Consider the following 11,653-nt stretch of genomic DNA (forward strand, 5'->3'; position numbering starts at 1 on the left):
GATGGCAGGATACAAGGAACCAGGGTTCAACGACCGGATCGCCGCGGCACAAATCGCACGCGAAAAGGCCCTCGCAAAGCTGAAGGCCAAGCCCGCTCCCGACCCTGCAGCACTGGCAGAGGCTGCCGCCAAGGCCGCCGCTCGCGAAGCCGCGCAGGCCGAGAAGCGCAAGGCCGCCGAAGCTGAACGCGCGGCAAAGCGCGAGGCAGAACTGCTGCGCAAGCAGGAGCTCGCCGAAGCCGCTCAGGCCGCGATCAAGCCTGAAATGACCGAAGCCGAGCGCAAGGCGGCCCGCGATGCGCGCTATGCTGCGCGCAAGGCCCGCAAGAAGTAGTAAGGCTCATCATAGAAACCCCAGCGCTGCTCGATCACGCGTGGATCGGCACGGCCAACGTCCCCAATGGCGTAGAAATGCGCCTGATGCAGTATGGCGACGAGTTCACGATCCTGCTCGAACGCACCGAGCTGATGAGCACTCGTGCCAGCGGTTCGGAAGAAGCGCTGGCGACGATGACTTACGCACGGCTCGGCCAGCATGACGGTCAGGAATGGCTGATCGGCGGATATGGCATGGGCTATACCCTGCGCGCCGCACTGGCCGTGCTGGCGCCTGATGCCAGTGTGACCGTGGCTGAGATCGTGCCCGAAATCATCGAATGGGCGCACGGTCCGATGCACGGGCTGACGGCGGGATGCCTTGACGATCCGCGCGTGACGCTGGTCAACGACGATGTCGCCTTGCTGATCGATTCGGCGCGCGAAGGCTATGATGCGATCCTGCTCGATGTCGATAATGGTCCCGACGGCCTGACCCGGCTAGACAACGACGACCTCTATTATCGCAACGGGTTGCAGGCTGCGATGGCCGCGCTGCGCCATGGCGGCATTCTCGCGGTGTGGTCGGCCGAACCCGACGAGGCATTCGCCAAGCGCCTGCGCGATACCGGCTTCGATGTCGATGAGGTGATCGTGCCCGAGATCGGCAAGGACCGCGGCGTTACGCACGTCATCTGGTTCGCGCAGAAGCCCTGAGATTCAGCAAGGATACTGCCCGCCGGTGCCGGTCACGCCGGGAGTGAGGTTGCGCTCGTCGCGGATCAGGTAGGCGCCTTCCTTCTTGATTACGCGGTTTGAGACGAACGTGTCGCCGACCAGACCTGTGTAGGAATAATAGACCTCGACGAACATCACGGCGGTGCTGGAACTGGTAGCCGTTACCTTGTTCGGACCACTGCCCAGCCCGGTGATGACTGCGCCGTTCAAGCCGTTGCGCGATGTCGCGTTGCCATAGGCAGACTGCCGGGCAAGACTGCCGAAACAGCGCTGCCAATGGATGAACTGCTTGCCGGTAGCAGAGTCGCGCTCAAGGCTGGTCAGGATGATCCGGCCCCGCGTCCCGATGTTGATTGTGTCCCCCTGCGCGCGCGCACCCAGCATGACTTCATTGACATCGTCCTCGGTCACCGTCGGCGTGACCGCACTGTTGTCGGTCTGGCCAAGGCGCGAAGCGTTGTCCGCCAGCGTCAGGGCAATTTCACTGAGTTTCATGTCGACCGTGTTCAGATAGGCGATCTCGACCCCGTATAGCCCGATCGAGAGAATGACCGGCATGACGAGCGCGAACTCGACCACGGAAACGCCCGAACGACAGCTGGCCAGACGCCGGACGATTTGGCCCGCGCGCTTCAGCATGTGCCGCTCTGTGAACCGAGGGCATCCTGCGTGGCGAAGGGCTGGTTGCGCCGAACCGCGGTCGAGGCGATCTCGCGTCTGCTCCAGTCGATTGGCACGAGCGGGAGCGCGAAGATCGGGTCATAGCGGACAGTGACGGTGTACATCACCACGTCGTTTGCCCCGCCATTGCCGGTCGATCCGACATCGGAGTCCCAATCGCCGTTGTTGTTCTCGTCCACATAGTTCTCGCCCTCGGAACAGGCGCCATCGTTGTTGGCGTCGTTCCAGCGTTCGGGCCGCTCAATGTCAGAAAAGTCGAAATAGCTGCGGCGGGTTGAGGATACGTCAGCGCCGGGCAGAACCTTGAGAATGACCTCTTGCACCTTGGCGTCGGCAGCAGCGGTATCCCCTGTTTCCAGCGAGGAATCGCGAGCAGCCTTTTCGACGACGCCATCGAGCACGCCCACAGCATAGACCATCTGGCCAAGATCAAGACAGCCGACGATCAGTAGCAGGAACATCGGTGCGATCAGCGCGAATTCGATCACGGTGACGCCCGCACTATCTGCGACCAGCCGGCAGGACCAAAGGAAGGGTGCTCCTCGCCTCACTGGTAGACCCGCAGTTCGCCGACATTCTTGGCGATTTCCTGGAAGGCTGTGTTGAGCTGGGCCGCATTCGTGGCGGTGTAGGAACTGTTGTCCGAGGCGCAATAGCCGAGATCGGTTGTCATGCCAGAGGCGAACGCGATCACCCAAACCCTGAAGCCCTTGGCCTTCGCGACATCGCAAAGCACGCGAAAGCGAGCGGAGTGGCGGTTGGACTGTGACGAACTGCCGTCATCGGTAATCCGACGGTCGTGCCATTCGATCCCGTACGTCGACTGAATGGTATTGCTCGGAGCCAGCTCACCGTCGGTCATGAAGATTATATGCCTAGAAACTTTGCCGCCATTGCTCGGCGCAATGTTCACAGTGTCGGCCCACGGCCCATCCGGCGAATTGAGGCGCAGGCCCCAGATCATGCCCAGATCGTGATAGGTTGACCCTTCTGCCCGCAAAGAGTCGGCATAAGTATAGAAAGCCGACTGGCTCATCGTTTGCAACAACTGCGCTTGGTATGGGCAATACGAATCTGCCTTGTCCCCCCGGAGAGTCTCGGAGACGTTGGTAAGGCTGGTTCGATCATTCACACGCTGGGTGCGATAATAAGCGACCTCGGGCCACATCGGAGCCCAACGGGTCGTATCGTCGCCTGACTCAGGCGCGGAATCGATATCCAGGTCAAGAGCAGTCGACGGGCTCATGCCCGTGAGTTTCGTGTAGCTGAACGCACTGTCGGATTCAGTTTCTCGCTCTTCGATGCAGCCCTTCCATGTGTAGGAAATCGTTGCGCCATCCGTGCCGTTGGGCACACTTGCCGCTTGGAAATTCTTGTAGCTGCTGACGTCATAGGTCACCTGCTTGTACGCAAAGTGACTAAAAACCTGCCTTGAACGTGTTTCGTAGACCGGATCGGATGTTTCGTACGTGTAGACAGAATATTTTCTGGACTGTGTTCTAGTGTAGATATAGTATTTTTTATCATCTTTCAGACAGACATATGTATTTCTCTTCTGAGGATAGTCGATTTTAACAGTCACTACCTGCTGACCATTGCCATTGATCGTCGTGCTTGGAGGGTTACGATAGGGATCACCATCGTTTACCCACGATCCATTTGCAGGCAAGTCATCCTCGCAGTCACCCTTCTTTTTGTACGATGAATTGCTGTACACCGTATCGGTTCCGTTGGTCGGGGTGCTATAGTCCTCCTGACTGCTGTTTACCGGATTGCCCCAGCCAACAAACACATTCTCATTTACGGTATTGTAAACAGGTGTCCGCGACTGAATCGGCCATTCATCGACAAGATAATCCGGGTCCAGATTGTTGATCAGACGACCGACATTCACGGATGAACTATAGGGAACAAACGAATATCGCACCCGGGCGTTTGACCCCTGCGTTGCCGCGCTCACCGTCGTGTAGAAATTCTTCATGGCCGCGCGAAGGGCGTCGATCCTTGTGGTCGAGGTGCCCGAAAGCTCCCAACCCATCGACCCGGTGGTGTCGAGCACCATCGTAATGTCGCTGTTACCGACCCCCATCGTCGCGCTGCAATCAACTGAAACGTCGATCGTCTCAACCCCAATCAGGCCCATCACCACGGTCTCCACGGCTGTCGAAGCCGTCCCGTTGACAAGATTGCCGCTGTCGGGGGAACTCGTCGCAAACGTTGTGCCGCTTGCCCCCACATCCGTCTGATTGAAATTGGTGTTGAAAAACGTGGTGGCTTGCGTTCTTGCGGTTTGATCATAGCCATTGGTGGTAACGGCGCGCCGGCCAGCCAGCGTGCCTGCGTCACAGGCTGATTGAAGACGGTTGCGCGCCTTGTAGGTGCGGCTCATGTCGAGCCCGCCGCCGATCAGCGCTACGATTACCGGCACGCTCGCCGCGGCTAGCGGTAGCACGCTCCCTGCCCGGCTGCGGCGAAGTCTGGAAAGGAATCGTGGCACTGTTTACCAACTTCTGCTGCTGACAATGATGCCAGAAGCAACCGAAGGTCTTGCCAGAGTCTTACCCTTATAGGTAATTCAACTATTTGAAATATAGAGTTTATAAATGAATTTAACGTGACGTTTGGCGAAACCGCAGTTCATCTTTGGGCCGCAAACCATGGCGTGATGCGGTGCACTGCTTCCTCTACCAACGGGGTCGAAACCGCGAAGCTGAAGCGGATGAAGTGCTTCCCGCCAACTGGGTCGAAGTCGATCCCGGGCGCGGTACATACGCCAGTGTCGCGCAGCAGCTGTTCGCAGAACGCAAGGCTGTCAGAGGTGAACTCGCTGGCATCGGCATAGATGTAGAACGCCCCGTCGGGCGGGGCGATGCGCCCCAGCCCCATCTTCGGCAAGGCTTCGAGCAAGATGGCCCGGTTGCGCGCGTAAGTCGCGACATGGCCCTCAAGCTCTTCCCGGCAATCGAACGCCATCAACCCCGCCTTCTGTGCCAATACCGGCGGCGTCAGGAACAGATTGCCCATGCGCGCCCGCGCCGCGCCGATCAGGTCTTTCGGCACCACCAGCCAGCCCAACCGCCAGCCTGCCATGCTGAAATACTTGGAGAACGAATTGACGATCACCGCGTCAGGCAGATGCTCCAGCATAGAGGCCGCCCGTGTGCCGTAACTCAGGCCGTGGTAAATTTCGTCCGAAACCACGCGGATTCCCTTGCGGCGACAGACTCGGGCGATGGCCGCCAGATCTTCGGGCGGGATGATCGTGCCGGTCGGATTGGCCGGGCTTGCCACGATCAGGCCGTCTGGCACCGGATCAAGTGCGTCGAGCGCGGCAGCGGTAACCTGAAAACGCTCATCCGGCCCGCATTCCATCTCTACCGGTTCCAGATACATCGCCTTCAAGGTATTGCGGTAGGCCACATAGCCCGGCCGCGCGAGCGCGACCCGTGCGCCGGGGACAAACAGGCACGACAGCGCCATGACGAAAGCGGGCGAAGCACCGCACGTCAGGATCACCTGCTCCGGCTCAACCATCACGCCGTAATTCTCGGCATAACTGTGCGCGATCCGGCTCTTCAGCGGTACGCTCTCCCAATAGCCCATCGCTTCATTGTCGAGCACTTCGTGCGCCAGCGCGATAGCGCGGGCCGGTGCGCCGGTGGAGGGTTGCCCGAACTCCATGTGGATAACGCTGGCGCCCTCAGCTTCCATCTCGTGGGCAAGGCGGCTGACGGCGATGGCGTGGAACGGTTCTACCTGGGCGATCATTGCAGCGTGCTAGTTGCCACCGAAACAAGTTGCAAGTCCGCCTCGCGCATCGGTACCCTGCGTGCCATGCAACGCCTCAAACTCAAGATCCAGCTCTACTGCGGTGACGAAATCGCGATGGGCCCAGGCAAAGCCGACCTGCTGGTCGCCATCGCGCAAGAGGGATCGATCTCCGCCGCCGCCCGCCGGATGGATATGAGCTACCGTCGCGCCTGGCTGCTGGTCGACGCCATGAACCGCTGCTGGCTCGAACCTCTGGTCGAGACCAGTCCCGGCAGCGCCAAAGGGAGCGGCGCGAAAGTGACCGCGTTCGGCGATGCGGTGCTGAGCCACTACCGCGCCTTGCAATCACGGTTGCAGGGGACATCGGACTGCGCGGACTACAAAGCACTGGCAGCAGCCCTTCTGAATGAGCCGAAAGTCAGCCAGAAGGCCTGAAGGTCACCGCTCCACCGGCCCTTTCCACAGCACACCATCCTTCATCACCAGCGCCACCTTGCGGATCACAGCAATGTCGACAAGCGGATTGCCCTCGACCGCCACCAGGTCCGCCAGAAGCCCCGGCTTCACCGCGCCAAGCTTGCCGCCGATGCCGAACATCCGCGCGTTGCCGGACGTTGCGGCAATGGCGACCTCGCCCGGCGTCATCCCGGCCTTGACCATCATTTCGGCCTCGCGCGCGTTATCGCCATGTGCGTAGACGCCGACGTCTCCGCCCATGCAGATCGCCACGCCTGCCTTGCGTGCCCTTGCCAGCGCGTCAAAACCCTCCTGCACGCTGGCAGGCACTGGCGACGCGCCATTCCATCCGCGGTAGCGTGCGATGGCGTCGCCTGCGGCCAGCGTCGGGCAAAAGCCGATGCCCTTGGCCTTCATCGCGGCAAAGACTTCGGTCGTACCCTCGTCGCCATGCTCGATGGTGTCGACGCCTGCTGCTATCGCTCGGCGCATCCCCTCGGCGGTGCTGGCATGAGCAACGACCTGCCGCCCCGCGCTGTGCGCTGCCTCGACCGCCGCTTTCAACTCGCCTTCGGTAAAGGTCGGGCGGCTCGGCTCGCCCGGCCCCCAGCGGTAATCGGCATAGACCTTCACCAGATCAGCCCCGGCAGCAATCTGGCGCCGGACCGCATCGACCAGCGCCGGCCCGCCTGCTTCCTCCGCGCCAAGCGGCGTCACTGTGCCCGGCTCGAAACCGCGCGGTCCATAGGCACCCGGCGCGACAATCGCGCGCGTGGCCACCAGCATGCGCGGGCCGGGCACGATTCCCTGCTCGATCGCCTGCTTCAGCCCGACATCGGCATAGCCCGCCCCCTCGGTGCCAAGATCGCGCACGGTTGTGAAGCCCGCCATCAGCGTGACGCGCGCATGAACCGTCGCCCGCGCGGTGCGCAGGGCAACCGATTCATGCAGGACCTGATCGTCCCACGGCGTCTCGTTATATGGGTGCAGGAAGAGGTGTGAATGCCCCTCGATCATGCCGGGCATGAGCGTGGTGCCGGGCAGGTCGATGACGGAGGCTTCGGCAGGGGCGGCAATGCCCGGTCCCGCCGCTTCGATGCGGTTGCCGCGCACCAGAACCGCCCATCCCTTGTGCAAAACGGCAGTTTCGCCATCGAACACCGCGTCAGGACGCAGCAGCGTAAGCGCTTCCTGCTTCTCGGCTGCATAGGCCGACATTGGGGCGGCAAGGACAGCCAAGGCGACAATGCGGTGGAGCAAGCTCATGGATTTCCTTTCGGTCATCCGCGAGCATAAGCGGTTGGCGCAGCGTTACAATGCGGCTCGGCACCCTTTTACGCCGGGCATTCGGCAATCAAGCTGCGGGAACATCCTCGCCGCGCAGCTGGGCCAGTTTCGCATCGAGCGGAGGCAAGACGCCGATGCCGCTGATCGTGCGCCGATCAAGATCAGCCAGCCGTGTATCGGGCGCACGCCGGGTAAGATCGCGCAAGTGCTGCACGCGAATGACCGCCATGACGCAGCCGAGGGTGGCTACCGATACGCACAACCGCCACAGCGCGAAGTGCCCGCTCTGCATCGTCGAAAGAAATTCGGCAAAGCACATCCATACCGTTACGGCACCGAGCAGTTCGGTTGCCCGCTGCTTTGGCGCGGCCAGCAGCAGACTGCACGCCAGCACGAAACCGCCGAGGCCTGCAAGTAGCGGCGTCAGCATGTCCGTGACATATCCATAACCAAGCGCAAGGGCTGTCGCGACTGCGACACAGGTCCCGGAGCGGGCGATCTGACCTGGGGTCAAGTTGTCGAGTGGGCTACGCATGAACACCTAGATAGCCTTCAACCCATAAAAAATCGTTACGGCACGCAGCGGTCACCGGACAAGGCTCACGATCCAGAAGATCAATGCCCACAACCCGAGCGAAAGCGAAAACGGAAGTGAAAGCCGCACCCACCCCGGTGCCGCGTCGGCGCGGCGGAGCTCTTCACCCGTAGCATCGCCAAAACCTGCCGCCTGCCGCATGATCAACTGATCCTGCAACTCGTGCACAGGCGAGCGCACCGGCGGGTCGATCGGCTCGGCAGATCGCGGACCGCTCTGGGAAGCATCCCGCCGAGCGACCACGGAGTATTCGGCAGACAGGGCATGCGAACCAGTCATGGGGTCACCTCGGCGGTTACCCTGCGCCAAAATCCTCAATCCGCAGTGAAACCTGGTTCAGGGGAAATCCCTACCCCCTCAGCGCCGTTTCCACCGGTTCGCCGCGCACGGGGTAGCCAAGGCCATCCGGTATCATCAGCCACATCTGTCCATCACGCTCCTCGACATAGGGGCTGATCGTCCCGACCGGCGTGGCCACGGCATGCGCGCGTGCCGTTTCAAAGCTATCGAACCGGGCGAGCCGTTCAAGGTTGCGGCGGGTGGGGAAAATGATCTTTATCTTCTTCTGCTCGGCAAGTTCGAGCGCTTCGGCAGCGCTGGCCCAGAACAAGTGACGGTTTTCCGTCGCATCGACGGTTATGTCGACCGCACCGGTGCCAAGGTCCGCAAGGAAGAAGCGGGTGTCGAAAATTCTTTCAGCGCGTTGACGCGGCCACCAGCGCGCGAACGACACCAGCCGGTCAGGCACTAATGTCCAGCCGAAAGCATCGAGCACAGGCGCGAGTTCGCCGCTTTCCAACAGCATTTTACGCGCCTCGGCAGCAATCGCTCCATCGACAATGCCGTCGATGCCCACGACGAGGCCCGTCTCCTCAAGTGTTTCGCGCACGGCGGCAATGCGCGCGGCCATGTCGTCAGGCTCTCCACCCAGCCGCGCGGCGAGTACGCGGTCGGCAGGATCGATTCTGCCGCCCGGAAAGACCGTGGCACCGCCTGCAAACACAAGGCTGGCATTACGCTCTACCATCAGCAATTGCGCCGGCCCGCCCGCCGTGTCGCGGCGAAAGATCACGATGGTTGCTGCCTGAGCTGTCTTGGCCAGCCAAGTGTCGGCGTCGAGTTCGTTGGTTTCCATTACCTGTCCATCATGTCCCGCCGCACTGGCCTTGCCAAGCTGGCAGTTTGTGTCGGCAGTTTTTACAATCAGCCTTGATTCCGCAAAATCATCTGGTCAAGAATTGCGCAAATCCGCCGTTTGCGACATTTGGCACGGCTCCTGCATTGTTAGCTGTGTCCCGAAGAGTAGCTTCTTCTCGAGGCGGAGCCAGTCCCCCCGGTCTCCTTGGCTCCGCCTCTCCCGGGACCTCCCGGAAAAACACCAAAGCCCAAGAAAAAGGCGCGACCGGCAAAGCCGACCGCGCCCGGAACCGTCAATTGGATCTGATCAGGCGGCCTTGACGCCAGCCTCGTCCATCAGTTCCTGCAACTCACCGGCCTGGAACATCTCCATCATGATGTCCGATCCGCCGACGAATTCGCCCTTCACGTAAAGCTGCGGGATCGTCGGCCAGTCCGAAAACGACTTGATGCCGCTGCGGATTTCCATGTCCTGCAAAACATCCACACTGGAATATTCGACGCCGAGGTGTTCGAGGATGGCCACGGCCTTGCTCGAAAAGCCGCACTGCGGAAACAGCGGCGTGCCCTTCATGAACAGGACAACATCGTTGCCCTTGACGATTTCGGTCAGGCGTTCTTCGGTGGTGCTGGACATCGGGGATCTTGTTCCTTTCACGCCGTACTCAGTTGGGAACGGCGGTGGTCAGTTGCAAGGCGTGCAGCACGCCGCCCATGCGCCCGCCAAGCGAATCATACACGAGTTTGTGCTGTTTCACGCGCGGAAGGCCAACAAAGGCGGATGATACGACCCGCGCCGCGTAATGATCGCCGTCACCTGCAAGATCGGTGATCTCGATCTCGGCATCCGGCAGCGCGGTGCGGATCAAGGCCTCGATCTCTGCGGCGGGCATTGCCATCAGGCTTCGCCCATCAACTGGCGGCGCGCCTCGACCGACCTGGCCTCCATCGCCAGGCGGATTTCGGCTTCGTCAGTTTCCACGCCCGCCGACGTCAGGTCGCCCAGGATCTTGCGGACCATGTCTTCATCGCCCGCTTCCTCGAAATCAGCCTGAACAACCGACTTGGCATAAGCCTCGGTCTCGGCCGCATCGAGGCCCATGCGCTCGGCCGCCCAGGTGCCCAGCAGCCGGTTGCGGCGTGCATGGACACGAAACAGCATTTCCTCGTCACGGGCGAACTTGGCCTCGAAAGCCTTCTCGCGATCGTCGAAAGTGGTCATGGGCCGGTGAATCCTTCAAAAGAAGCTTTCCCTAGCCGATAGTCAGCGCGCGCCGCTGCTGCAAGGGATCAACGAAAGATTTGCGGGTCCCGGCAGCGTCAGAAGTTGCTGCGGCGCAAGTCCAGCAGGATGCCACCCTCACCGTTCACGTCGCAAGAGAACCGATCTCCGTTGCGAAGCGTGCCCGAGACCCGATACCCGTTCCCGGCGCGGGTGGCATCATAGATTTCCTCGACGTCACCTTTGCGCGAAGCTTCGTCCACGCAGCGCTCAACCGCATCGTCGATGCCGCGCGTCGCCGCGCGAGGAGACGTGCCCTGCCCTTCATAGGGCCGGGTTTCATTCGGACGCCAATCGTCCTGGCGGTAGGTGTCGTTTGGTGCTGGCTCAGGGCGATAGCGATAGTTGTCGTCGCGGCGATCGTTCGACTTGGATGCAGCGCTGGCTATGGCGGCAATACCGCCGAAGATCAGCAGGCCGGCCAGCACATCGCCGCCATCGATCCCGCGATCCCGGTGCCAGTGACGATCGCCGCCGCCCCAACCGGGCCGCGCTTCTGCGGCGAGCGGGATCATGGCAGTTGCCATACCAGCCAGTGCCAGTGCCGATTTTGCAAAAATGCGCGCCATGGTCCGAACCCTTTGCCGGTTCGCGCTGGCCACGAATTGGCCGCCGAAACCCCGTATTATGCCTTGCGGGTTAGGCGGTCCAGGCTTTCCGATGCCTGAACCGCCCTGCCGACCTTACAGCCCGCGGATGCCGCTGTAGTCGATATCGACAACCCGTCCGCGCTCGACCTTGCACTTGAACGAGCCGCTGTCGTAGCCGCGCAACGAGTTGTCCCAACCCCGATAATCGCCGTTCCAGCCGCGACCATAATCGCGATCACCCCGGCGCCAGTCACGCCCGTTCGAATTGACCGCGATACGGCCTCGGATTTCATAGCCCCAACGGGTCTGGCGAATGTCGCGCACGTCGGTCACGTCGGCACGGCCATAGCTGTAACGTGATGCGGTCCGTTCGGCGGTGTTGACGCACTGCTCGATCGCGCTGCGCGCGTTGCCGCGCCCATAGTAATTGTCACGGTAGCGACCGTCATTCCAACCATCGCGGCCGCGCCAGTCGTTGTCGCCATAGCCGTAGCGATCATAGCGATCGTTGTTATTGCCCGCAGCAGCGGCAATTGCGGCGATGCCACCGATCACCAGTGCGCCCGCAACGATATCGCCGCCGTCGATTCCGCCGCGATGATCACGCGCCATCGCCGGAGTGGCCGAAGACACTGCAACCGCAGCGGCGGCGGCAGTTCCGACCAGGGCCTTGGAGAATGTCTTCATGGTCCGATCCTTCACTTCATCGGCAGGGCCACTCCCCGCCATGAATGAAGGTTTGCCTGAGCCGCGGTGAGATGACGCTGAACCGGCAGGACAGCTGCTGTTCATAAAAATCCC

General features: G+C 61.4%; 16 protein-coding genes. 3 read left to right on the top strand and 13 right to left on the bottom strand.

What is annotated here, in order from left to right; genetic code table 11:
* Position 1 precedes the first annotated feature (1 nt).
* Positions 2 to 334: a DUF6481 family protein gene (locus RM192_RS11415; RefSeq protein WP_311507675.1), complete on the top strand. Its 333-nt coding sequence runs from the start codon at positions 2 to 4 to the stop codon at positions 332 to 334.
* Positions 335 to 411: 77 nt separating this feature from the next.
* Positions 412 to 1,032 (top strand): spermidine synthase, encoded by a 621-nt coding sequence (locus tag RM192_RS11420; RefSeq protein WP_311507676.1) that lies wholly within the window; start codon positions 412 to 414, stop codon positions 1,030 to 1,032.
* Positions 1,033 to 1,035: 3 nt separating this feature from the next.
* Here RM192_RS11420 and RM192_RS11425 read toward each other — a convergent pair whose 3' ends face one another.
* From RM192_RS11425 to RM192_RS11440, 4 genes are all read right to left on the bottom strand, one after another.
* Entirely contained in the window at positions 1,036 to 1,692 is a 657-nt protein-coding gene (locus RM192_RS11425) for a pilus assembly protein TadE (protein WP_311507677.1), read from the bottom strand.
* Positions 1,686 to 2,222 carry a TadE/TadG family type IV pilus assembly protein gene (locus RM192_RS11430; protein ID WP_311507678.1) on the bottom strand — a complete coding sequence of 179 codons (537 nt, stop codon included), beginning with the start codon at positions 2,220 to 2,222 and terminating at the stop codon, positions 1,686 to 1,688. Before RM192_RS11430 ends, RM192_RS11425 begins: the two co-directional genes overlap by 7 nt.
* Positions 2,223 to 2,281: 59 nt before the next feature.
* Positions 2,282 to 4,231, bottom strand: coding sequence for a pilus assembly protein TadG-related protein (locus tag RM192_RS11435; protein ID WP_311507679.1), 1,950 nt, complete (start codon positions 4,229 to 4,231; stop codon positions 2,282 to 2,284).
* A gap of 140 nt (positions 4,232 to 4,371) precedes the next feature.
* The gene (locus RM192_RS11440; protein WP_311507680.1) at positions 4,372 to 5,502 is read right to left on the bottom strand and encodes an aminotransferase class I/II-fold pyridoxal phosphate-dependent enzyme; all 1,131 of its coding nucleotides are present in this window, start codon (positions 5,500 to 5,502) and stop codon (positions 4,372 to 4,374) included.
* A 66-nt stretch (positions 5,503 to 5,568) separates the two neighbouring features.
* On the opposite strand from RM192_RS11440, the gene RM192_RS11445 reads away from it, so the two are divergent.
* Positions 5,569 to 5,940: a LysR family transcriptional regulator gene (locus RM192_RS11445; RefSeq protein WP_311507681.1), complete on the top strand. Its 372-nt coding sequence runs from the start codon at positions 5,569 to 5,571 to the stop codon at positions 5,938 to 5,940.
* A 3-nt stretch (positions 5,941 to 5,943) separates the two neighbouring features.
* On the opposite strand, the gene RM192_RS11450 is transcribed toward RM192_RS11445, so the two are convergent.
* The 9 genes from RM192_RS11450 to RM192_RS11490 all read right to left on the bottom strand — a co-directional run bounded on the left by RM192_RS11450 (position 5,944) and on the right by RM192_RS11490 (position 11,539).
* Entirely contained in the window at positions 5,944 to 7,227 is a 1,284-nt protein-coding gene (locus tag RM192_RS11450; protein ID WP_311507682.1) for an amidohydrolase family protein, read from the bottom strand.
* An 88-nt stretch (positions 7,228 to 7,315) separates the two neighbouring features.
* On the bottom strand, positions 7,316 to 7,678 hold the full coding sequence (locus RM192_RS11455; protein WP_311507683.1) for a hypothetical protein: 363 nt from the start codon (positions 7,676 to 7,678) through the stop codon (positions 7,316 to 7,318).
* A 156-nt stretch (positions 7,679 to 7,834) separates the two neighbouring features.
* Entirely contained in the window at positions 7,835 to 8,122 is a 288-nt protein-coding gene (locus tag RM192_RS11460) for a hypothetical protein (RefSeq protein WP_311507684.1), read from the bottom strand.
* A 70-nt stretch (positions 8,123 to 8,192) separates the two neighbouring features.
* Positions 8,193 to 8,978 (bottom strand): NUDIX domain-containing protein, encoded by a 786-nt coding sequence (locus RM192_RS11465; protein ID WP_311507685.1) that lies wholly within the window; start codon positions 8,976 to 8,978, stop codon positions 8,193 to 8,195.
* Positions 8,979 to 9,287: 309 nt separating this feature from the next.
* Positions 9,288 to 9,617 (bottom strand): Grx4 family monothiol glutaredoxin, encoded by a 330-nt coding sequence (gene grxD, locus RM192_RS11470; RefSeq protein ID WP_311507686.1) that lies wholly within the window; start codon positions 9,615 to 9,617, stop codon positions 9,288 to 9,290.
* 28 nt (positions 9,618 to 9,645) lie between these two features.
* On the bottom strand, positions 9,646 to 9,879 hold the full coding sequence (locus tag RM192_RS11475) for a BolA family transcriptional regulator (RefSeq protein ID WP_311507687.1): 234 nt from the start codon (positions 9,877 to 9,879) through the stop codon (positions 9,646 to 9,648).
* A complete protein-coding gene (locus RM192_RS11480; protein WP_311507688.1) occupies positions 9,879 to 10,202 on the bottom strand; it encodes a DUF1476 domain-containing protein in 324 nt (107 codons plus the stop codon). The genes RM192_RS11475 and RM192_RS11480 overlap by 1 nt, the downstream gene beginning before the upstream one ends.
* Positions 10,203 to 10,300: 98 nt before the next feature.
* The gene (locus tag RM192_RS11485; protein ID WP_311507689.1) at positions 10,301 to 10,831 is read right to left on the bottom strand and encodes a hypothetical protein; all 531 of its coding nucleotides are present in this window, start codon (positions 10,829 to 10,831) and stop codon (positions 10,301 to 10,303) included.
* A gap of 114 nt (positions 10,832 to 10,945) precedes the next feature.
* The gene (locus tag RM192_RS11490; RefSeq protein ID WP_311507690.1) at positions 10,946 to 11,539 is read right to left on the bottom strand and encodes a hypothetical protein; all 594 of its coding nucleotides are present in this window, start codon (positions 11,537 to 11,539) and stop codon (positions 10,946 to 10,948) included.
* Positions 11,540 to 11,653: the final 114 nt, after the last annotated feature.

It is taken from the genome of Novosphingobium sp. MMS21-SN21R (assembly GCF_031846015.1).
Taxonomy (GTDB): Bacteria; Pseudomonadota; Alphaproteobacteria; order Sphingomonadales; family Sphingomonadaceae; genus Novosphingobium.

Bases quoted from the DNA above. Each gene is read 5' to 3' on its own strand.
- RM192_RS11415 (WP_311507675.1), top strand. From the start codon at position 2: ATGGCAGGATACAAGGAACCAGGGTTCAACGACCGGATCGCCGCGGCA.
- RM192_RS11420 (WP_311507676.1), top strand. From the start codon at position 412: ATGCGCCTGATGCAGTATGGCGACGAGTTCACGATCCTGCTCGAACGC.
- RM192_RS11425 (WP_311507677.1), bottom strand. From the start codon at position 1,692: ATGCTGAAGCGCGCGGGCCAAATCGTCCGGCGTCTGGCCAGCTGTCGT.
- RM192_RS11440 (WP_311507680.1), bottom strand. From the start codon at position 5,502: ATGATCGCCCAGGTAGAACCGTTCCACGCCATCGCCGTCAGCCGCCTT.
- RM192_RS11445 (WP_311507681.1), top strand. From the start codon at position 5,569: ATGCAACGCCTCAAACTCAAGATCCAGCTCTACTGCGGTGACGAAATC.
- RM192_RS11450 (WP_311507682.1), bottom strand. From the start codon at position 7,227: ATGAGCTTGCTCCACCGCATTGTCGCCTTGGCTGTCCTTGCCGCCCCA.
- RM192_RS11455 (WP_311507683.1), bottom strand. From the start codon at position 7,678: ATGCTGACGCCGCTACTTGCAGGCCTCGGCGGTTTCGTGCTGGCGTGC.
- RM192_RS11460 (WP_311507684.1), bottom strand. From the start codon at position 8,122: ATGACTGGTTCGCATGCCCTGTCTGCCGAATACTCCGTGGTCGCTCGG.
- RM192_RS11465 (WP_311507685.1), bottom strand. From the start codon at position 8,978: ATGGAAACCAACGAACTCGACGCCGACACTTGGCTGGCCAAGACAGCT.
- grxD (WP_311507686.1), bottom strand. From the start codon at position 9,617: ATGTCCAGCACCACCGAAGAACGCCTGACCGAAATCGTCAAGGGCAAC.
- RM192_RS11475 (WP_311507687.1), bottom strand. From the start codon at position 9,879: ATGGCAATGCCCGCCGCAGAGATCGAGGCCTTGATCCGCACCGCGCTG.
- RM192_RS11480 (WP_311507688.1), bottom strand. From the start codon at position 10,202: ATGACCACTTTCGACGATCGCGAGAAGGCTTTCGAGGCCAAGTTCGCC.
- RM192_RS11485 (WP_311507689.1), bottom strand. From the start codon at position 10,831: ATGGCGCGCATTTTTGCAAAATCGGCACTGGCACTGGCTGGTATGGCA.
- RM192_RS11490 (WP_311507690.1), bottom strand. From the start codon at position 11,539: ATGAAGACATTCTCCAAGGCCCTGGTCGGAACTGCCGCCGCCGCTGCG.